The organism is Afipia dichlorophenoxyacetatis (genome assembly GCF_055386385.1).
The window spans coordinates 5,297,671-5,318,366 of record NZ_AP029250.1; the positions used below are offsets into that span (position 1 = coordinate 5,297,671).

21 protein-coding genes are annotated in these 20,696 nt (G+C 58.4%); 12 read left to right on the forward strand and 9 right to left on the reverse strand.

What is annotated here, in order from left to right; genetic code table 11:
• Positions 1-28 precede the first annotated feature (28 nt).
• A complete protein-coding gene (locus ACZ5C3_RS24815; RefSeq protein ID WP_464033789.1) occupies positions 29-1,270 on the reverse strand; it encodes a DUF1501 domain-containing protein in 1,242 nt (413 codons plus the stop codon).
• A 2-nt stretch (positions 1,271-1,272) separates the two neighbouring features.
• The gene (locus ACZ5C3_RS24820; protein WP_464033790.1) at positions 1,273-2,763 is read right to left on the reverse strand and encodes a DUF1800 domain-containing protein; all 1,491 of its coding nucleotides are present in this window, start codon (positions 2,761-2,763) and stop codon (positions 1,273-1,275) included.
• Positions 2,764-2,880: 117 nt separating this feature from the next.
• Between ACZ5C3_RS24820 and ACZ5C3_RS24825 the strand changes: the two genes are divergently transcribed.
• Positions 2,881-3,081 carry a cysteine-rich CWC family protein gene (locus tag ACZ5C3_RS24825; RefSeq protein ID WP_464033791.1) on the forward strand — a complete coding sequence of 67 codons (201 nt, stop codon included), beginning with the start codon at positions 2,881-2,883 and terminating at the stop codon, positions 3,079-3,081.
• A 73-nt stretch (positions 3,082-3,154) separates the two neighbouring features.
• Here the strand turns inward: ACZ5C3_RS24825 and ACZ5C3_RS24830 are convergent, their stop codons facing one another.
• Complete coding sequence (locus ACZ5C3_RS24830; protein WP_464038425.1) at positions 3,155-3,850, reverse strand: glutathione S-transferase family protein; 696 nt, start codon at positions 3,848-3,850, stop codon at positions 3,155-3,157.
• Between the two features lie 234 nt (positions 3,851-4,084).
• On the opposite strand from ACZ5C3_RS24830, the gene ACZ5C3_RS24835 reads away from it, so the two are divergent.
• Entirely contained in the window at positions 4,085-5,203 is a 1,119-nt protein-coding gene (locus ACZ5C3_RS24835; RefSeq protein WP_464033792.1) for an MBL fold metallo-hydrolase, read from the forward strand.
• A gap of 2 nt (positions 5,204-5,205) precedes the next feature.
• Complete coding sequence (locus ACZ5C3_RS24840) at positions 5,206-5,811, forward strand: SCO family protein (RefSeq protein WP_464033793.1); 606 nt, start codon at positions 5,206-5,208, stop codon at positions 5,809-5,811.
• A 29-nt stretch (positions 5,812-5,840) separates the two neighbouring features.
• On the opposite strand, the gene ACZ5C3_RS24845 is transcribed toward ACZ5C3_RS24840, so the two are convergent.
• Positions 5,841-6,674: a hypothetical protein gene (locus ACZ5C3_RS24845; protein WP_464033794.1), complete on the reverse strand. Its 834-nt coding sequence runs from the start codon at positions 6,672-6,674 to the stop codon at positions 5,841-5,843.
• A gap of 287 nt (positions 6,675-6,961) precedes the next feature.
• The gene (locus tag ACZ5C3_RS24850) at positions 6,962-8,935 is read right to left on the reverse strand and encodes an alkyl/aryl-sulfatase (protein WP_464038426.1); all 1,974 of its coding nucleotides are present in this window, start codon (positions 8,933-8,935) and stop codon (positions 6,962-6,964) included.
• Positions 8,936-9,097: 162 nt separating this feature from the next.
• Between ACZ5C3_RS24850 and uvrB the strand changes: the two genes are divergently transcribed.
• Positions 9,098-12,010, forward strand: a complete 2,913-nt coding sequence (uvrB, locus tag ACZ5C3_RS24855; RefSeq protein WP_464033795.1) for an excinuclease ABC subunit UvrB — start codon at positions 9,098-9,100, stop codon at positions 12,008-12,010.
• 100 nt (positions 12,011-12,110) lie between these two features.
• On the opposite strand, the gene ACZ5C3_RS24860 is transcribed toward uvrB, so the two are convergent.
• Entirely contained in the window at positions 12,111-13,220 is a 1,110-nt protein-coding gene (locus tag ACZ5C3_RS24860; protein WP_464033796.1) for an alpha/beta fold hydrolase, read from the reverse strand.
• 211 nt (positions 13,221-13,431) lie between these two features.
• Here ACZ5C3_RS24860 and ACZ5C3_RS24865 point away from each other — a divergent pair, with 211 nt between their 5' ends.
• From ACZ5C3_RS24865 to ACZ5C3_RS24895, 7 genes are all read left to right on the forward strand, one after another.
• Positions 13,432-14,130, forward strand: coding sequence for a hypothetical protein (locus ACZ5C3_RS24865; protein WP_464033797.1), 699 nt, complete (start codon positions 13,432-13,434; stop codon positions 14,128-14,130).
• Positions 14,131-14,275: 145 nt separating this feature from the next.
• Positions 14,276-14,734 carry a nuclear transport factor 2 family protein gene (locus ACZ5C3_RS24870; protein ID WP_464033798.1) on the forward strand — a complete coding sequence of 153 codons (459 nt, stop codon included), beginning with the start codon at positions 14,276-14,278 and terminating at the stop codon, positions 14,732-14,734.
• A gap of 167 nt (positions 14,735-14,901) precedes the next feature.
• Positions 14,902-15,147, forward strand: coding sequence for a hypothetical protein (locus ACZ5C3_RS24875; RefSeq protein ID WP_464033799.1), 246 nt, complete (start codon positions 14,902-14,904; stop codon positions 15,145-15,147).
• A gap of 309 nt (positions 15,148-15,456) precedes the next feature.
• A complete protein-coding gene (locus ACZ5C3_RS24880; protein WP_464033800.1) occupies positions 15,457-15,888 on the forward strand; it encodes a nuclear transport factor 2 family protein in 432 nt (143 codons plus the stop codon).
• A 264-nt stretch (positions 15,889-16,152) separates the two neighbouring features.
• Positions 16,153-17,061 carry a hypothetical protein gene (locus tag ACZ5C3_RS24885; RefSeq protein ID WP_464033801.1) on the forward strand — a complete coding sequence of 303 codons (909 nt, stop codon included), beginning with the start codon at positions 16,153-16,155 and terminating at the stop codon, positions 17,059-17,061.
• 204 nt (positions 17,062-17,265) lie between these two features.
• Positions 17,266-17,691: a hypothetical protein gene (locus tag ACZ5C3_RS24890; protein WP_464038427.1), complete on the forward strand. Its 426-nt coding sequence runs from the start codon at positions 17,266-17,268 to the stop codon at positions 17,689-17,691.
• A gap of 147 nt (positions 17,692-17,838) precedes the next feature.
• Positions 17,839-17,985 carry a hypothetical protein gene (locus tag ACZ5C3_RS24895; RefSeq protein WP_464033802.1) on the forward strand — a complete coding sequence of 49 codons (147 nt, stop codon included), beginning with the start codon at positions 17,839-17,841 and terminating at the stop codon, positions 17,983-17,985.
• Between the two features lie 30 nt (positions 17,986-18,015).
• On the opposite strand, the gene ACZ5C3_RS24900 is transcribed toward ACZ5C3_RS24895, so the two are convergent.
• Together ACZ5C3_RS24900 and ACZ5C3_RS24905 are read right to left on the reverse strand one after the other, a co-directional pair.
• Entirely contained in the window at positions 18,016-18,495 is a 480-nt protein-coding gene (locus ACZ5C3_RS24900) for a MaoC family dehydratase (RefSeq protein ID WP_464033803.1), read from the reverse strand.
• Positions 18,496-18,504: 9 nt separating this feature from the next.
• The gene (locus tag ACZ5C3_RS24905; RefSeq protein ID WP_464033804.1) at positions 18,505-18,963 is read right to left on the reverse strand and encodes a MaoC family dehydratase; all 459 of its coding nucleotides are present in this window, start codon (positions 18,961-18,963) and stop codon (positions 18,505-18,507) included.
• 231 nt (positions 18,964-19,194) lie between these two features.
• Here ACZ5C3_RS24905 and ACZ5C3_RS24910 point away from each other — a divergent pair, with 231 nt between their 5' ends.
• A complete protein-coding gene (locus ACZ5C3_RS24910) occupies positions 19,195-19,500 on the forward strand; it encodes a DUF4282 domain-containing protein (RefSeq protein WP_464033805.1) in 306 nt (101 codons plus the stop codon).
• 87 nt (positions 19,501-19,587) lie between these two features.
• Here the strand turns inward: ACZ5C3_RS24910 and ychF are convergent, their stop codons facing one another.
• On the reverse strand, positions 19,588-20,685 hold the full coding sequence (gene ychF / locus ACZ5C3_RS24915) for a redox-regulated ATPase YchF (RefSeq protein WP_464033806.1): 1,098 nt from the start codon (positions 20,683-20,685) through the stop codon (positions 19,588-19,590).
• Positions 20,686-20,696 lie beyond the last annotated feature (11 nt).

A 20,696-nucleotide genomic window follows, 5' to 3' on the forward strand; every position in this document is an offset into this window, starting at 1 on the left:
TCCCCGCTTTGGTGGGGACGATGGTAAGTTAGACAATCAATCCCGACGCCCCCTTCACCGCTGCACTATCCGGGAACACCGTCTGCGCCAGCACGCGATCCCCAATCCCGAGGTGGTCGCGCAGCACGCCCTTGATGACACCGCGCAGATCGGTCGTCGGCTTGAGGTCGCGGTTCTCATAAAGATTTGCAGCCGTCAGCCCCGGCCAGTCGGCGATGATGCGGCCGCCATTCACCGCACCTCCCGCGAGCAAAGCGACTGTGCCGGTGCCATGATCGGTTCCTTCCGTACCGTTGATCCGCGCGGTGCGGCCAAACTCGGTGGCGACCACAATCACCGTGTCACGCCAGCGATCGCCGAGACCGCTTTCAAACTCAGCGAACGCACCATCGAGACCTGACAGCAGTTGCGCCAGCCTTCCGACAGGCCCGCCCTCCCTGGCGTGGGTATCCCAACCGTCGAACGCCAATGCCGCAATGCGTGGTCCATCGTCGGCGGCCATGAGTTTTGCGGCACCCTTGGCTGCTAATCGCATTGCGCCAACGCCGTTCATCCCGGGCTTCGGCTTCATGCCGCTGTCGCCCGTTGCAATCTTGTCGATCTGTAATCCCTGCGACAGCGCAGCAGCCAGTGCCGGATCGCGATGGCTGTAAAGGTTCATCAGCCGCATGGCCGTATCGTCTGCAGCCTGCGGCAGTGTCGGCGGCACCCACCCCACCGTTGGAGCAGCCCCACGGAGTACCAGTGGTGTGGTCGGACCTACTGCCAGACCGCTCATCACACGCTCACCACGCGGCAGTGCTTCAAGCGCGCGGTTCAGCCATCCGCTCTGCACTCTTCCCGGCCCAGCGAAGCCGCTTTCGAGCACATCCTGCCCATCGAAGTGCGACCGCTCGCGATAAGGCGTCGCCACCGCATGCACGACGGCGGCCTTCTTCTCCTTATACATCCGGGCGAATTCCGGCATCGCGGGATGGAGCGCGAAGAATGAATCGAGCATCGTGGCAGCATGCGGACCATCGCGCGTCAGCGCGATGGATCCATGCAGATCGGCGTAATCCGGATCGCCGATCGGCGCGACTGTGGCCAGTCCATCCAGAGCGCCGCGCAAAATCACGACCACAAGGCGCGGATCGCGGCCATCTTTGGCTCGCGCGAATTTCGGCAGGTAGGCCCAGGCCGAGAATGCAGCGGCACCGATTAACAACGAGCGCCGCGTGACGCCTCGCACCGTATGGCTTTCGCAGCAATCCATATCGATGTCCTGCATGGTCATCTCCTCTGGAATTCCGGCGACATCAGCAGCAGAGCGAAGGCCTGCTGGCGCGATTCCGCGCGTTCAATGGTCTGACGTGTCTCTGACGAGGCAGCTTCACCCGCAGTAACATCGAGTAACTCACGCGGATCAACGGACTCCGAAATACGCGAGGCCACCTGAGAGGCGATGTCCAGCCTGAGCTTGAGCCCTTCCGGCGCGGCCCACGCCGCATTAGTGTCGGCGAAACCGTTTGGTCCGGCTGGTGTCCACAACGGCTGGCCGAGCACATTGAGGCCACCGAGATAACGCTGCGGATCGTCGGGAATGCGGCCCATCAACCTGCCGGTGGCAACAAGGAATTCATAAGGCATCCGCATCTTGGTCATCGGCGCATGCCACGCAGCGTCGGCGTCGATCAATGTAAGGCTCATCGCCTTCAAATCTCCGTCGGATGTCCTGAAAACACCTTCGAGCTTGGCGACCAATGTCGACGGCGGATCATCCGCAACAAAATGCCGGGCGAACTTTGTGGCGATGAATCGCGCCGTCGATGGCTGACGCGCGATGTCGGCGAGCGCTGCTTCGCCCTGCGCCAGGCCAGCGTCCTCGTAAGTCTTGCCGAGTAGCTTTTGTGGTCCCGGCTCATGTGCATTCGCATTAAACGCGAATGTGCCCGGAGGACCAAGGCGCCCTTCGCGGCCGGCGAAAGTCCAGCCGGTGATAATCCTCGCGAGCGATGTCACATCGTCTTGCGTGTAGCCGCCATGCACACCAAGCGTATGCAATTCCATGATCTCGCGGGCGAGATTTTCATTGAGGCCGCGCTTGCGATTGAGTCCCGCACGAGATTGCGGACCGATCGATTGCTGATTATCGAGAAAGAACAGCATCGCCGGATGCTGCTCGACCGCTTTCAACATGTCGCTAAAACGACCCAGCACATGCGGGCGGATCGCCTCACGCTCGAAAGCGCCAGCCCATATCCGCGCCAATTCGCCTTTGTTGGCTGAAATGCAGAAATGATTCGACCAGAACGCCACCAGCCGCTCGACGAACCCGCATTCTGCCATGGTGGCGCGCTGAATACGGGCGAGCGCTTCGGCGCGGTAAGTTTTCTGGATGACGTTGAGCGGCTTCGGCTCCTTACGCTGAGGATTAGGCTGCATCGCATCGGGAGACATCGCCCCGGACATTGTACCTGGAGCAGGGTCTGGTTTCGGCTCCGGTTTGTCATCCGTGATGGCGGCAGCAGGTTGCGCGGCCTTTGCGGCCATCTCGCGCTGCTGTTTGACATCCTGCTGATAGTCAAAAACCTCTCGCGCCAGATCGGGCGTTGATTGCAGACCGGGAACATCGAGCAATGCCGCATTTGGGCGGTCCAGCTCCGACCTGACAAAACCACGTGGATCCGATGCAGCACTGGAAAAATCGCTGGCCGCACCGCCTCGCGCGCCGAAGCCGAAGCGATTCAGAGCAACGAGAGCTCCTTGTGAATCACGCGCCATCTAATTCTCGCGGTTGATCTGGCCGGCCTCCCGACCCAATATGCCGTAGCGTATCGTCAAAGACACCATCGTCGATGAATAGCGCGTGAAGGATACGATGCAATTCAGGCTTGTTAGATGACAAATCGGTCAGAAACCCAGATCCAGCTACGCACGCTCAGTTGCACGCGCTGCGGAACTGCGTTCACCTGCGATCTGTCAGGACACTGCTGGTGTGCCGATGAAACAGCGAAGCTGCCGATGCCGGTGAGCGGCGAGGATTGCCTGTGTCGGGATTGCCTGCGTGCGGAAGCTGCGCGGCACGATAGCGAGGTCTGATACCCCGCATTCCGCGAAATGTCAGCGTTCCGCCTTGGCGGAAACGCCGATTGAAAATCCGGAAGCCTGCTCGCTATGCTGCGTAGCTCGGAGATTTCCGCGCCATGCCGTCGAATGCATCGAGCAGCCGCTCGCGCCAAGCATAGACCGGATCATCTTCCTTCAGCAGCTGAAATGAGCTGACCACTCGCGCCCATTGGAACTGTCCGAACACAATGTAATCGCCGTAATTGGGCGTGGCTCCGCCTATGAACGATTGTTTGCGCAATGTAAGCCGCAGCGGATCGAGATACTTGCGAAACGCGTCGATCCGCGTATCACGGTCCGCCACAACATCCTCCAGCGACTTTCCGAAACGCGCCTCGCGACTGGATCGGAAATATGCCTGATCATCGGGCAGCAGGCGTTCGTGAACGTCGGCCACCATAAAGGACGCGAGATTTCCGACCATAACGTCGCCCCAGCTGTTGAGCATCCGCGCCATGGCGCGGCCGCCCTCGCCACCGAACAGCGACGGCCGGTCCGGATAGGTGTCTTCGAGATAGTTCGCGATCTCCCAGGAATCGGCGACGGTTGTCTCGCCATCGATGAACACCGGCACCTTGTCGGAACTATGCGGCTTGATCACGGCCTTCTCCGTGAAGCGCCACGGGATCGTTTCAGCCTTTAACCCCTTGTGAGCCAATGCCATGCGCGCGCGCCAACAATAGGGACTGAATACACGCTCGGGATCCGAGCCGACCAATTCGAAAAGCTTCCGTGCTACCATCGTGTCACCCAAGGCGGAGAAAGCCGAAGCCTCTTCCGGAATTAAAAGCGTCTGCATGAACTTTGCGGCTTCGCGCCTAGAAGTCAATGGCGCCAGCGCCGCTCAAGCAAAATTCATTCGGCGGATTCGACCAATGGTGGAAGAATCGCATTGCGTTTCGAGAAACAATGAACCGCACTTCTCCTGCACCACCGCTAGAGTTCCGCACCGCGTACCGGACCAGAGGAGGCCGCAATGACGGAGTTCGCACGACGGGATTTCCTGAAATTCTCCACAGCTCTTGCAGGCACCGCAGCCCTTGGCAGCTTTTCCTGTGTCGGGATCGCGAATGCCGCGCCGACTGACGTGCCGACCATCGACAAACTCACCATCCGCGTTCTTGTCGATCAGCAGCACGATCAGTTTCTGCGCGGAAGCACCGTCAACGGCGTGGTCCATGAAGGACCGGGACCAGCCCGTAGCGCCGACGCCCGCAACGTCCTTCACAACGAATGGGGGCTGTCGCTATTCCTGGAATCGCAGCGAGCGCAGGAACAGCGCAATTTTCTGCTGGATTTCGGCTACACATCGCCGGCGATCATCAACAATATCGGCCTGCTCAATGTCGATCCAGGAACGCTCAACGCATTGATCGTTAGCCACGGGCACATCGACCACTATGGCGGCCTGATCGGCTTTCTCGAAAAATATCGCGGCACACTTCCGGCTGACATCAGACTCTACGCCGGCGGCGAAGATAATTTCTGCCACCGAGTCAGCCGCACCGCCACGGGTCAATACGGCGAGGGCGGCACGCTTGATCGCCGCGACATCGCTGCACAAAAAGTGCAGACCGTGCTTTGCGAAACGCCGACCGTCATCGAAGGACACGCCTTCACCACGGGTAAGATCAAGCGCAATAGTATCGAGAAGATACTGCCCAATACATTCGTCGACTACACGCCGGGTAAGGACGGTCCTGCCTGCGATTACAGCCACTACACCGCGGCGGAGCTGCAGGGCAGAATCGTGCCAGATGAGCATGTGCACGAGCATGCCACCTGTTTCAATATCCGCGGCAAGGGGCTTGTCGTCATCAGTTCCTGCGGCCACGTCGGCATCGTCAACTCAGTCCGGCAGGCACAAGAAGTGTCCGGTGTTCAAAAAGTGCACGCCATCGTCGGCGGTTTCCATCTCGGCCCCGCACCGGCTGATTACCTCAAGCAGATCGTCGCAGAGGTCAAGAAACTCGAACCCGACGTGGTTATCCCGATGCACTGCAGCGGGTTGAACTTCCTGCTCGAGGCGCGGGCGCAAATGCCGGATAGCGTCATCAATACGTCGACCGGCAGCCGGCTGATCTTCAGCGCGTGACTATGCGAAAGGTCCTCGCAGCCGCGGCACTGCTTTGCTGTTGCCTCATCACGCCATCGTCGGCGCAGACCTCACCACGGTCTGCTGCCGAACTCATGGACGCGGTGATGTGGAACAGGGAGCCGATTGGGGGCCCGTTCGCGCTGACCGATCAGACTGGACAACCGCGCACAAATGCCGATTTCCGCGGCAAGCTTTTGCTGATCTATTTCGGCTTCACTTACTGTCCCGACGTCTGCCCGACGGATCTTCAAGCCATCGGCCTTGCAATGGATCAGCTGGGCGCAAAAGCCAGGAGCGTGCAGCCGCTGTTCATTACACTCGATCCCGAGCGGGACACAGTGGAGCATCTGGCGCAATACGTCCCACTGTTTCATCCGCGTCTGATCGGTTTGACGGGAAGCACCTCCGCTATCGCGCAGGCGGCTGAAGCGTATCGGGTGTATTACAACCGGGTCAATTTCGATCCGACCAAATCGGACTACACTGTCGACCACTCCGCGTTCATATATCTGGTCGATCGCGACGGAAAATATCTCGGCTTTTTCCCGCCCGGCACACCAGCGGAAAAAATCGCCCAGATGATCGAGCCGCATCTAAAGGAATAAAGACAAACGTTCGTGGTGACGCTCCAAATTCATGGGGCAAGAGTTATCTTGATCGTCTTGGATTTAACTTTGCTGGAAACCTTTCCGTCAGCACTCGCCGTGGTCATAACCATTTCTTCGACGTCGCGCGTCATGCCATTCTCCACGATAAAAAGGCCTTTACCATCGAGTGACATCGACGTCGCCTTTACCAGGCGCTCTATCCGGTCGGGAGTGACTTTGTCTTCCGATTTCGCCAGGACTGCCCTACTGTGTGCGTAAATGAAATCCTTCACCGATCCTTCATCGAAAGCTCGGACCTCGTGATAAGTCGCCGTCCGCTTCTCCACATCGATTTCGCTGAGTGAGAATGCGGTCTCTGACCGAAGTGTGGTTCCGAGCGGATTGTCAGCCGGATCCGTGCTGCGCCGCACTTCGCCTACCTTCATGCCTGTGTTCTGCGATTTGGCCAATGTCACCAATTCCGTCAGGAATGATGGCGCGGCACGCTCAGGGTCCATGGAGACCAGATCCGACATGATCATGCTGAGTGCAAGAAGCTGCCGCGGACTATTCTCACCAGACCTCTGCAAACGCTCCATCTCTTTGTGCATTTCGGTCTTTACCGCGTCGAAATTGTCAATCCGAACAGGCTTGCCCGTCGCATCGAGCGTTGCCCGGATCAAAATATTCTCGAGCATCTTGCAGTAAGCGCGCAGCACCGGGACATTCGGCGAATTCCCCTCGACCGAAATCTGCCGAGCAACGTAGGAGATGCGAAAGCCCTCAGTGGTCTTTTCATCGATGGTCATTTCGGCGCGTCCGTTGAATATCGTATTCAACGCGCCACCATCCGGCTTTGTCTCCGCCGCTCTATCAACCATTTCGATAGTCCAGCGGCTACCAACCGCAGGGTTATAAGATGACTCGATCCAATCCGCGGCGTGTGTAGGAACGATAGTCATGGCGACGAGAGCAGTTGCCGCCAAACCACGCCAAACGCCCCGACCAAACCGAACTGCGCAGCGCCAGACGTCCAGACTCTGCGTGACGCGCGACTGCCTGTCCATCAGACACGATCCATTCATGCTCATTCTTGCGACACAGTTGTTCATGGCACGCCCCTCCTGCGGCTTTGTCGCATGGCAGCTGGCCCGAGTTCAAAGAATTGCTATTCCACACTGGCCTTCTTCGGCTCGACAATCTCGAAATTCGGCGAGAACTCATCGAGCATGCCGAACAACTCGCGCAGCTTGAGTGGATTGCCCCCGACCGAAATGTCGCCTGTCAAAAGGCTGCCGGCGAACGTCCTTTGCTTCAGCGTGATGGCGTCGAGCGCGGCGCGGGTCAGCGTCACGCTGGCATCCGCCTTGTCCGACAGCTTGCCGGACGTATGCGTGAGCGCCGAATTTTCCAGGTTCATCACGTAGATCTGGTTCAGATCGGTAAAGGTCCAATTGATGACGATGCGCTTGCCTTCCGCCTTGGCGGCATTGAGACGAACGCCGAGATAGTCAAAGGCAAGGTCAATAGAGACGCCTTTCAGCAAATCCGCGCTCGTGACTGACGGTCTCAGATCTCCGACTCCATTGCGCAGCTCCTGGGCGCCGAGCAGATAAGCGTTGCGCCATGTCGCTGCTTCGCTCTGATAGCCGAGTTGCTCGAGCGCATCGGCGCCGAGCCCCCGCGCATCCTTGTTCGCCGGATCCGCAAACACCACGTCGCTCATCACCCGCGCCACCCAGCGATATTGTCCTGCATTGAAATCATCGCGCGCGCGTCGGATCACCGCATCCGCGCCGCCCATATACTCCACGCGCTTGCGTGCCTCTTCCGCCCTCGGCAATGGATTGAGGTCCGCGGGATTAGCATCGTACCAGCCGAGGTAGAATTGGTAGACCGCCTTGGCATTGTGACTCAGCGTCCCGTAATAGCCGCGCGCCGCCCATTCGCTTGCCAGCGACGGCGGCAGCTTCAGCTGCTCCGCGATCTCCGTCGGCGTCAGACCATGATTAAGCAGCCGCACTGTTTGATCGTGAATGAACTTATAGAGATCTCGCTGCTTTGTGAGGAACGGGACAATGCGCTCGCTGCCCCAAACCGGCCAGTGGTGCTGCGCGATGACGACGTCGGTCTTGTCGCCATAACGCTCAATCGCTTCGCCAAGATACTTCGACCACAGACGGCCATCGCGGATTTGCGCGCCGCGCAGCGTGTAGAGATTGTGCATATTGTGGGTGGCATCTTCCGCTGTATTCAGCAACTTGAACTGCGGGAAGTACATGATCATCTCGGCAGGCGCTTCCGACTCCGGCACAAGATGGAATTCGATATCGACGCCGTCGATGTTGCGGGTCTCGTAAGCTTGCTTGATCAGGTCGTTCGGCGGAATGAGCGACACCGTGCCGCTCGAGAGCGCTTTGCCGAGCCCGGTGTCGATCTGCGCCTTTTCGCCAACCGGCAGCGCATTGCCAAACTGATATTGCGCGCGGCGCGTCATCGCGGGACCGGCAATCACGTTTTCGGCGACCGCATGCTCCATGAAGCCATCCGGTGCAACGACCTTCACTTTGCCTTGCTTGGCATCGTCTTCGCTGATGACACCCTTGGCCCCGCCGAAATGATCGACATGGCTATGACTATAGATCACCGCAACCACGGGCTTGGCCGGGCGGTTCTTCAGATAAAGATCGAGCGCAGCCTTCGCGGTTTCGTTGGACAGCAGTGGATCAATGAGAATGAGACCACTGTCGCCCTCGATAATGGTCAAATTGGAGATATCCAATCCGCGCACCTGATAAACGCGATCCGTCACCTTGAAGAGACCGTTGATGGCATTCAGCTGGGCCTGCCGCCACAGGCTTGGATTCACCGTTGGTGGCACCTGATCGCTGTTCAGAAAATCATACTGTTTGCTGTTCCACGCCGGCCGCGGGCCAGGGCCAGGAATGACTCCATCCGGCAAGGTGGCGATGAAGCCGCGCTTCGCATCCTCAAAATCCGCGCGATCTCCGAACGGAAGAATTTTTGAAAACGTGTCATTCAGGGCGCGGGTGGCCGGTTCGGCCTCCTGAGGCTGGGCAGTCGCCCGCAACGAGAATACCGCAACCATCAGACCAGCAATCAACAGAGGGGTCGTGCGCATCGATGTCATGTGCTTGCTCCTAGAGCTTTAACCCGGACGATAGCTTGGCACGCGCTGCGTTCCATCCTATCGGCGCTGCGAATCGGTTTCATCGCAAACTTCGTTGCAAACGGCGAAGAAAATGCCCTTTTCTGGACGCGCTTCGCGCCCCATATTCCGGCCATGGCAAAAGCTCCCGGCACCCCGAAGAAGCCCCCGAAAACACCGAAATCCAAAGCCCATCGCCCCGATGTGCAGCCGATTGGCCCTGCACTGGCGGAGCTGTTGAATCCTGCGATCAATCGTGGCGAAAGCGGGCTTGGATCATCGACCGGCCTGCAGCCGCCGCCATCGAATTCGAAAGATCGCCGCTCCGGCGGTGAGGCCGCTATTCATCGCGCCCGTGCTTCGACACCTAAGAGTGTCGGCGACGACACCGGCCCACGTCCGACACCGCTGCAGCCCTATCCACAGCCGGCCGGCCATCAGTCAGGCTTCGACGAAGCGCCGCAGGCAAATTATGGCACCAGCGCCACCATTCCGACCCTTGATCCCGAACTGGCCAAGCAGCTCGGCTATGACGTCGAGGACGACGACTCTTTTCGCCCGGCGCGGAACAAAATGGAATCTCTCGGCGTCAAGGCGACCGCCGATGCGTTGGAGAACCTGATCCGCGACGGCCGTCCGGAATTCCGCAAGGATGACGGCAGTCTGAGGGTTTGGACGCCGCATCGCCCGCCGCGCCCGGAAAAATCCGAAGGCGGTGTACGTTTCGAAATCAAGTCGGACTATCAGCCGAGAGGCGATCAGCCAACTGCGATCAAGGAACTGGTCGAAGGCATTCAGCGCAATGATCGCACGCAGGTGCTGCTCGGCGTCACCGGTTCCGGCAAGACCTACACCATGGCCCAAGTGATCGAGGCGACGCAGCGCCCCGCGATCATTCTCGCGCCGAACAAGACGCTGGCCGCGCAGCTATACGGTGAGTTCAAGAACTTCTTCCCCGACAACGCGGTGGAGTATTTCGTCTCGTATTACGACTATTACCAGCCGGAAGCCTACGTCCCGCGTACCGACACGTATATCGAGAAGGACTCCTCGATCAACGAGCAGATCGACCGGATGCGCCACTCGGCCACGCGCGCGTTGCTGGAACGCGACGACGTCATTATCGTCGCATCGGTATCGTGCATCTATGGTATCGGCTCGGTCGAAACCTACACTGCGATGACGTTCGCGATGAAGCGCGGCGAGCGCATCGACCAGCGCCAGCTCATCGCCGACCTCGTTGCCCTGCAATACAAGAGAACTTCAGCGGATTTCACGCGCGGCACTTTCCGCGTGCGCGGCGATACCATCGACATCTTCCCGGCGCACTATGAAGACCGCTCCTGGCGCGTGAACATGTTCGGCGACACCATCGAGAGCATCGAGGAGTTCGATCCACTCACTGGCCACAAGCAGGACGAGCTGGAATTCATCAAGGTCTACGCCAATTCGCACTACGTGACGCCGCGTCCGACGCTGATCCAGGCCATCAAAGGCATCAAGAGCGAGCTGAAATGGCGGCTCGATCAACTCAACGCGCAGGGCCGTCTGCTGGAGGCCCAGCGCCTCGAACAGCGCACCACCTTCGATCTGGAAATGATGGAGGCGACAGGAAGCTGCGCCGGCATCGAGAACTATTCGCGCTACCTTACCGGCCGCAAACCGGGCGAGCCGCCTCCGACCCTGTTCGAATATGTGCCCGACAACGCGCTGGTTTTCGCCGACGAAAGCCACGTGACTGTGCCGCAAATCGGCGGCATGTTCCGCGGCGACTTCCGCCGCAAGGCGACGCTGGCCGAATACGGCTTTCGCCTGCCCTCCTGCATGGACAACCGTCCATTGCGGTTCGAGGAATGGGACATGATGCGTCCGCAATCGGTTGCCGTCTCGGCGACCCCCGGCGGATGGGAATTGAACGAGAGTGGCGGCGTGTTCGTCGAACAGGTCATTCGACCGACCGGCCTGATCGATCCGCCAGTCAATATCCGCCCCGCACGTACGCAGGTAGACGACCTCGTCGGCGAGGTGCGTGAAACCGCACGCAAAGGGTATCGCTCGCTGATCACCGTGCTGACCAAGCGCATGGCGGAAGATCTCACGGAATACCTGCATGAGCAGGGCATCCGCGTCCGCTACATGCACAGCGATATCGACACGATCGAGCGTATCGAGATCATCCGCGATCTGCGTCTCGGCGCTTTCGACGCATTGGTCGGCATCAACCTGCTACGCGAAGGTCTCGATATTCCGGAGTGCGCTCTGGTTGCGATTCTCGACGCCGACAAAGAAGGCTTTCTGCGCAGTGAAACATCTCTGATCCAGACCATCGGCCGCGCCGCGCGTAATGTCGACGGCAAGGTCATTCTCTATGCTGATCAGATGACCGGCTCGATGGAACGCGCCATCGCGGAAACAGATCGCCGCCGTGAAAAGCAGGTCGCCTACAATGAGGCCCATGGCATCACTCCGGAAAGCGTGAAGAAATCCATCGGCGATATTCTCAACAGCGTCTACGAGCGTGATCACGTGCTGGTGGAAGTTGGCGACGGCGGCATGGCCGACGATGTCATTTCCATTGGCCACAATTTCGAGGCGGTGCTCGCCGATCTTGAGACGCGCATGCGGGAGGCGGCTGCCGACCTCAACTTCGAAGAAGCCGCCCGGCTGCGCGATGAAGTCAAGCGCCTGCGCGCGACCGAAATGGCCGTGGTGGACGACCCAACCGCAAAGCAACGGGTCGTGGCCGGCAAGGCCGGCTCATACGCCGGCAAGAAGAAGTATGGCAACGCTGCCAACCTGCCACCTGAGCAAAGCAAGTCGCGCGTGCACAAACCCGATCTCGACGAGATGGGCATCGCAAGCTGGCACGAGGTGAAGCCGGAGCGCTCCGGCCGCGCCAAGCCGCGCAAACCGACGCTCGATGAAATGGGCCCAGGGACAGAGAGCCGTATCTTTCAACCGAAGTCGATGCGCGAAGGCGGTCAGGAACATTCGGGCCGCTCCACCGGCGGCGCGCCGGGCAAGCGGGGCGGCTGGAAGAAAAGATAATACTTCAGGCTATCGTCTTCCCTGCAGGGATGACGATAGCCACTGCTCCGGACGCGACATCGTCGCGCCCGGTATAAAGGTCTACTAACGAGCGCTGACCTTAATCGGGGTTCTTGCCGTTGCCTGCTGAACCCCCGAGAAATGCACCAATTTCTCGATTGAGGAAATCGACATCGGCCGGAATAGCGCCGCCCGCCGACGCATGGCCGGTCACCGTGCCGGGGCTGATCGTCCTCATTGTGACGTTCGGAATGTTCTTGCCCATTTCGATCGGCTCAAATTCCGGATTGAGCAGGTCTTTGGTACCGGTCAGGATGAGTGTTTTCGCCTTGATCGACGCGAGCGCCTTGGCGGTGTCACCATTGAAACCTGGCGTGGTACCGACATCGTGCCGTTCGTAAGCCCATGTCTGATAAATCCAGTCATCGGCATCGAATGCTTTCAGCAGTGAGGTTTCCTGCTGCTCCATCCATGGCAGCACATCCGTGCCGGTCTTGAATTGCGCGCTGTACATATCCGGCGTGCGCGCCGCTAGCAGTTGAAGGATATCGCGCCACAGGCGGACGCCGTTCTCCGGAGGTGCATCATAGTTGCCGTCCTTCCAGGCCGGATCGGTCATAATCGCCTTGCGGGTGGCCTCCAGCACCGCAACGGTCCAGGCCGGGGTCTTTGCCAGCGGCACCATCGCAACGAGCGAGTCCATGTAGTCGGGATGGCTCACACCCCACTGCAGCGTCTGCATGCCGCCCATCGAGGGACCGACAACAGCAACGACGTGATCAATCCCAAATTTCTCCTTCATCAGCCGATATTGCGATTCCACCATGTCGCGGATGGTGAACTTCGGAAACTGCATCCGCGGCTGTTGCTTCGAATTGCTCGGCGAAGTGGTGAATCCGTTCGCGATCGCGTCTGTACAGATAATGAAGTACTTATCCGTATCGAGTGCCTTCCCCGGACCGATCATGAAATCAAGCCGATGATGGTTGCCGGAAATCGCGGTGACCATCAGGATCGCATTGGTTTTCGCTGCGTTCAAAGTGCCATGTGTGACATAGGACATCGAAAAGTCCTTGATCGCCTCGCCGCTCTCCAGCTTGAGATCGCCTTCGTTGAACGATTGGTGTGCTGGCTGCGACGAAGTATGAGCAACTGCGGGCGCCAAAGACATCATAAAACCAGCCGCAGCGAGATGTGCAATACGTTTCACGTTTATCCTCCCAATGGAGGCGCGTTGATATCTGTCCTCCTTGTCCAGAACGATACGGGACACACCAGTGCCCTGTGAAGGACTGTCACCGTTGGTCACGGAAATTTTCATAAGGCTTGATTCGCGTCGATCCAATCCGCTCTCAGCTTGGCGAGCTCGCACATTTCTTCTAAAGAGAAATAACGGTGCTTTTGATTTAGGGATTTTTGCAATGCAACTGCGGATGTTGATCCTGACCGCGCTGTTTGCGCTGTCGTCATATGATGCGCACGCACAACTCTTCGGAAAGAAACAAGACGGCGCACAGGCGGTCGCGAAAAGCAAACCCGCGCAGGATACGTCGCTCAACAATCTCCGGGATGCGCCACCGGCTTCGGTGCTCGCCTGCGCCGGTCCGTTCGCCAAAGATACAAGCCACACAAGGCTGATCAGCGAATTCGGCGAGCGCAATGTCACCTTCAAGGACGTCGTTGAAGGCGCAGAAGGCATCAAACAAAAAGCGACCGTGATTTTTGATGACGACCCGACCAAGCGGGTTGTGATCTATTGGGACGACATCAAGACGCGCACGAAGCCGACCAAAATCGTGATCAGCACACCTTCGACGTGGCTTGGGCCAAGCCGCATTCGCAACGGTTTACCGGTCAAAGACCTCGAAAAGATCAATGGCGGTTCATTCAGCATCAAGGGCTTTGGCGGCATCGGCAGCGGCGGCGTTTCGGGCCTGAAGGGAAAGCTTGCTGATGTCCCCGGGGGCTGCAAGCTCGTGATTCACTTCGAGCCCGGCATCGCCAGTCCACTGCCTCCGAAATTTGCGGCGATCACCGGCAATCTCATCATCCTGTCATCGAATTCAGTGATGCGTCGCGCACGACCTCAGGTAACTGACTGGAGCATCGTCTATCCCTAACGTCGTGCCGCTATGTGAAACGATTTTCATATGCCAGGTCAAACAAGTGTTTGATCGCCGAAGGACTCCGGTAACCTTTGCACGACGTCCGGCTTGATCCACGCGGGGTTCCCCTTTAGGAACCGCCCCGCTGTGGAGACCCTGAATGACTGAACAACAGTCTAGGCAATGCGTACTCGATTTCCTCGATGCTTTTTATGCAGGCGATGCACCTCGCCTTGAAGCATGTTGCCACGATGGCTTCACATCCATCATCCACGCGCCCGTGGACATCTTCCCGCATCTTGGCCTCAAGGAAGGCAAAGCGTGGGTCGCGCAAGCGATACGCATTCAACAGGAGCGCTATTCAGTGCGGCGTTACTCTTTGCAATCCATCGTGGTGGATGGCGATCGGGCGGCGACACTTATTCAAGCGAAGCTCACAAAGAGCAGCGATCAACGTATTTTGCAATTCGCGATCGCGGACTTTTATACGCTGCAAGATGGGCTCGTTCTGAGTCACCAATCCCTTTTTGACTCGTTTGATTTTCTTCAGCAGGTTCTTGGCCGCGACCTCACGGGCGATTTCGCGAAAAGCGTGAAGACCTCGATAGACGGCAAGTAAGGACAAATTCGCCGCGCTAAGTCTGCCGCTGGCGACCAGCAGTCATCTACATCCGATAACCAAGTTTCCGTGCTGCGCGTCTAAATGATATGGCAGCTGTGAACGCGTTTCGTCGTCCCCGCAACTAAGATCAATTGAATGTGGACGGGATGAAAGGCAGCACCGGCATGCGGATTATATTCTTCGCTATTCTGGGAGGTATCGGAGGTCTCACCGTCGGCGGTGTGCTCGGCCTTCTTGCGGGCATCGCGTGGGCCAACATTTTCAACCCGAGTAATTTCGAAGGCTACGCTGCGACAATGATCTTTTTCGCGTTCGGCCCGATTGGAGCCGTGCTCGGAGGGCTTCTCGGCATGATATGGGCGGGCGCCGCGGCGGCACGCACACGACTTCGCTTGGAGCGTCATCGCTGATCGAGTGTCTACTCCACTAGTGTGGCTTTGGTTCTGAAGTCGCATTCTGGATTCGTCGCAAGAACGATGCGGACTTCAGAACCGCACACGAGTGTGACTCCTTTTTGCGCATGGTGAATGAATGGTTGCTGCGTAGGCAGCATCTACGCTTTTCAGCATTTGTGCGATGCAATAACTACAGTTGTGCAACGCCCGCAAAACACGTACGTGGATTGTCAACGGTGGGAATTCCAGCATTCCGGCACGGCGTCAGTGACGACGCCCTTTTTGCCATTTGCTGTTTGCTAAAAGATAATTCGGGGTCGACCAATGACAGAGCATAGTCTCTGGCGTTTCGCGCGCGCATTGCATCGCTCGCTCAGCGAACGCCAAACTGATCAGCTTGAAGCGGTTTTGGACGAGAACATCGATTGGGCCATTTACGGTCCGATCGACATGTTTGCATTTTTTGGCGCGCGGCGTGGCAAGCACGCTGTCATCGATACTATTCGCCAAATGGGCGACGCTGTTCGTCTTCACCGTTTCGATCGGGAAGCGATCATGCTGGCCGACGATTCCGCTGCCTCCTTGATGCGGTATTCGTTGACACCGGCCAACTCCAGCCGCCCCATCAGCGTCCGCGTGGCGCAATTCACGCATTTCAGAGCTGGACGCCTGACCAGCCTGCGCGCCGTTATCGACACATTCGACCTCGTCGAACAGTCGCTCGGGCGGCAGATTCACCTGCCGAAAATCGCGTAATCCTGCTCCAACTTCAGACGCCACGGCGTCGTCCGGCCAGAGCCCTGCCGGACGTTGAACGGCGCTCGCCACAATTGCGACAAACGCTATTGGAACAGGTCATGGGAACAAGTCTTGGGAACAGGTCTTGGCGCGTCACCGAAACTTGTGCCGGCGACGGTCAGACCTGTGTCCTAGGTGACATCGAAAGGTGATATTAACCGGTATCGTTCGAGATTTGACCTGACCGCGACCGTACCGATACGACGTGAAATGCCGCTGGGAATGACCGCTCCGCACATCCGATCGTTGTCGCTGCGCCTGCCGGCCATCGCTCTGGCGGCGTGGTGGTGTATCCCCGCATTTGCATTCGCGCAGACGGAAGATCCTTGGGCGGGCATTGCGCCCCCCCAGCAGGAAGAACAAGCATCCCCTGAGGAAAATACCTCTTCCGAGACCGCTGCGCCCGCCGATATCGATTGGGAAGCCCTCAACGCCGACTTTGCTGCAGTGACCAGCAAACAGGCAAAGCTTAAGCAGCAACAGAAGCCCGCTGCGGCGACAGCAGATCCCTGGTCCTGGACCCGATCGAATAATCCGGATGGATCCGCAGCGGTCGCAATCAAGCAGCCGGTTACACCGTTTTGGGATACTCGCGTCGGCGCAGATTTAAACGTCGCCACACAGATGCCGACGACGTCATGGCAGGCGCTGTATCAGAAAATCGAGAATCAATCGTCCCAGTCATCGGGCAGCGCCTGGGCTGCGATGACCGCTCCCGGTCTTGGCTTCATCTGGGACAAGACGGCCATCGAAGCGCGGACCGATCCGACCCAGGACCAGAGCAAATTCGGCACGACACTGAGCAAATCATTGCCGCTATGGAGCGACCAGTATTCGCTCACCCTACAGAACGGCTACAATGTTACCCAACAGGCTCTGGTCCCCGTTTTTGGGCTGGGCCATACCGTGCGAACTTACGAGCTCGACCAGAGCGCCAAGGTCAGTTTTGCCGGGACTGGCACCAGCCTCATTGCCGGGCAGACCCATTCCACCACCGATGACAAATGGCTGCGCAGGATCGGCGCCGAACAGCAGCTTTTCGGGGGCGTCAGCGTCACGGGGACCATTAGCCAGACCCCGGAAGGCCTCCCCAACAGCAGCCTGACCGCCGGCTTCAAACACAGCTGGTAGAGTTCATTTACCCTGTTCCCAATCTGGCCGGTGAATCAGCCTTTCATTGCCCCATATTGGCCGCGATGCGGTCATGATCGGCTGGACTGATGGGCAACGGTAATTTTCGTGCGGGGGACAACCGCTCGCTCACCAAGGCATGGTGCCGAAAATGCGCAGCAATTTTCGAGCATGCTCGTACTCATGATCCAGCGAAAGGGACAGCTGATGACCATTCAGGCAGAGAAGCCAGAATTGACGGATGAGGACAAGAACCTCGCCGCCGTTTCCGATGTTGAAGCGGGAATCCGAGACTTCGTCCGTAAGGACATCGCCTATCTCCGCAGGCCATCAACGCCCGCAAGCCCGCTGAGCAGCACAGAGCCGTTGGATTCCCTTGCTGAGGCAACGGTCACCAACGTCAACACGCTGATCCAGCGCGTTGCCGGCGCATCGCTGCAGGAGATCGAAACCCTGATTTCGGAGCTCGAAGGGCTCCGCAACCTCATGCACAATGAAGGCCAGCGCGTGCAGCGTGAACTCGCGGCTTACGCCCAGCTGAGCCAAACGGCGATGAAGTCGACCCGCATGATCGCCGACAATCTGCAGCAGTGGAAACGCGCTGCGCCGGAGCTGCCGCGCGAAGAGTAATTTCTCTCGCGTTCAGCCACACACATATCAAATCCGCCGCTTTCCGGGTCAGGTAAGCGGCGGATTTTTCATTTGGACGTGAACCTCAAGCAACCCGGATGCGACCAACGCTCAACCCGCTTCGCACCCAGCGGGGTGTGAGGGGACATGTCTGTGACCACTATCCGGCCCAACGAAACCGATCCGATCCTGGGCGGCAAACCACAGCCTCAATCGCTGGGAAAGCTGTTGCTGCGCTTCGTGCTGCTGCTCGTCGTGGCGATTGCGGTCCTTGCGATCGCCTGGAGTCGGTAGCGTGCGACAAACCGAAGTTCGTCTCACACATCACGTCGTCGGCCGCCTCGGGACAAAGACCGATGCCACGAACGAAAAAGCCAATTCGCCACGCTGATTGACGCCGGTGTTATGGAAATTGACGATGCCCCACTGCGGCCGTGACTCCAGTTCGCGGGTCTCCACCACTTCCGAGGCGTATGTCAGCGTATCTCCGGCGAGCACCGGCTTCGACCATTTCAGGTCACGAAACCCCGGTGAAGGCCCAGATGCAACCGGCTTTTCGCCGCGTGCAATTACCTCCGCGGCCTCGCGCTGAATCGCGGCAACAGTCAGCTTCATGTAGACCGCCGAGACATGCCACCCCGACGCAGCGAGACCTCCGAACACCGATTTGCGGCCTGCTTCTTCATCGAGATGAAACGGCTGCGGGTCAAACTGGACGGCGAATTTCTTGATCAGATCCGCGGTAAATGTGAACGATCCAAGCTCGCGGCGATGACCGATCTTTACATCTTCAAAGTATGGCATCGCGTCCCCTCAGTTCGCACCAAGCGCCGCGCGCTTGAACACCATGATCGGAATCGTCGCGATCATCAGTGTCTGCCCCGATGCATTGCGCATATCGTTCTTGATGGTCACAAACCCGAGTTCGGGGCGACTCTTGGACTCACGCTTCTCAAGAACCTCCACGGTCACGGTCAAATCATCCCCCGGCCGCAGCGGCGACACCCAGCGAACCTCGTCAACGCCCGGCGCTCCACTCGAGGCGATCCGTTGGATGAAGCCATCCCAGGATATCCGCATCAGCAACGCGCACATATGCCAGCCGGAGCCGGCGAGCCCCTTCAACAACGAGCGGTTGGCCGCCTCCTCGTCGAGATGCATCGGCTGCGGATCGAACTCGGTGGCGAACGCGATGATATCCTCACGCGACACATGGTGGGGACCGAAGGTGCCAAAGGGACCGGGTTGAAAATCTTCGAAAGTGAGCTTCATTGCACTGATCAAGTTGTGGAAAGAGCTGAGTTTGGCCGTTATTCGTCAATAGCTCAAGTCATGCAGCGTATCTACGCATCGATTCGACATTCTCAGATGCCGGTTTCGCTCATTTCTGCAGCGTGCAACAAATGGTTTTCGGCGATTGAGGTGCTCGTCACAGCTCGATGGCTCGCAGCTCATCCGCAATCGCTCGTCGCTTTAACTTTAGGGTCAACTGGAGAATAACCCATGTTTCATTTTCAGGATCTCTTTAAATGGGATCGATTCATCGCCCCCACCATCATCAAGTCATTTTACTGGCTGGTCGTCGCGCTGATCGCGCTGTTTGGAATTTCCAGCATCTTTTCCGCACTCACCCTGATGGCAGTTAGCCCGTTTGGGGGCTTCATCCTGCTGTTGTCTGCGCTGGCAAGCGTCGCGGTCGGTATCATTTTCACACGTATCGCAGCGGAATTGATCCTGATCATTTTCCGGATCAACGAACACCTCGGCGCGATCCGCGAGCAAGGCCAGGACCGGCAACAACATTATTGAGCGCCATCAAAAGAAAAGAGCGCGCAGGCCGGCCTGCGCGCTCTTCGAAAAAAAGAGTTTTCAAAACTTGGCAGCGACCGCGTCGGCTTAATTGTTGAATCGGAAGTGCATCACGTCGCCGTCGGCGACCACGTATTCCTTGCCTTCCAGCCGCAGCTTGCCAGTGTCGCGCGCACCAGCTTCGCCGTTATTCGTGACATAGTCGTCATAAGCGATCGTCTCAGCTCGGATGAAGCCCTTTTCGAAATCGGTATGAATGACGCCCGCAGCCGCCGGCGCTTTGGTGCCGTTGGTGATCGTCCAGGCCCGCGCTTCCTTCGGGCCGACCGTGAAATAGGTGATCAGGTGCAGGAGCTCGTAACCCGCGCGGATCAGACGATCGAGACCGGCCTCTTCCAACCCGAGCGTATCGAGGAAATCCACGCGCTCTTCGCGTGACAGCGTCGCGATCTCGGATTCGATCTTGGCCGAGATAACCACCGCGACCGCACCTTCCTTCTTCGCATGTTCCGCAACCTGCTGCGAAAACGAATTACCGGTAGCGGCGGAGCCTTCCTCGACGTTGCAGACATAAAGGACGGGCTTCGAGGTCAGCAGGCCGAGCATGCGGAAGTTACGCTCTTCTTCCGGCTTGCGTTCCATACCGCGCGTTGGCTTGCCATCCCGCAACAGCTTCAGTGCACGCTCGACCAGTTCGAGCTGCTCCTTGGCGTCCTTGTCGTTACCCTTGGCCTTCTTGGTCAGGTTGTCGACGCGTTTCTCGAGGCTGTCGAGATCCGCCAGCATCAACTCCGTCTCGATGGTCTCGATATCGGCGAGCGGCGCGATCTTGCCTTCGACGTGGGTGATGTCGGAGTCTTCAAAACAGCGCACCACATGGGCCACCGCATCGACTTCACGAATATTGGCCAGGAACTGATTGCCGAGGCCTTCGCCTTTCGACGCACCACGCACCAGACCGGCGATGTCCACGAAGGTCAATTGCGTCGGAATGATCTGCGCCGACTTGGCAATCGCCGAGAGCTTATCGAGACGCGGGTCAGGCACGGCGACCGCGCCGACATTCGGCTCGATGGTGCAGAATGGATAGTTCGCCGCCTGAGCTGCCGCCGTTTCAGTTAGCGCATTGAACAGAGTGGACTTGCCGACATTTGGCAGTCCGACGATACCGCATTTAAATCCCATGATCTGTCCTG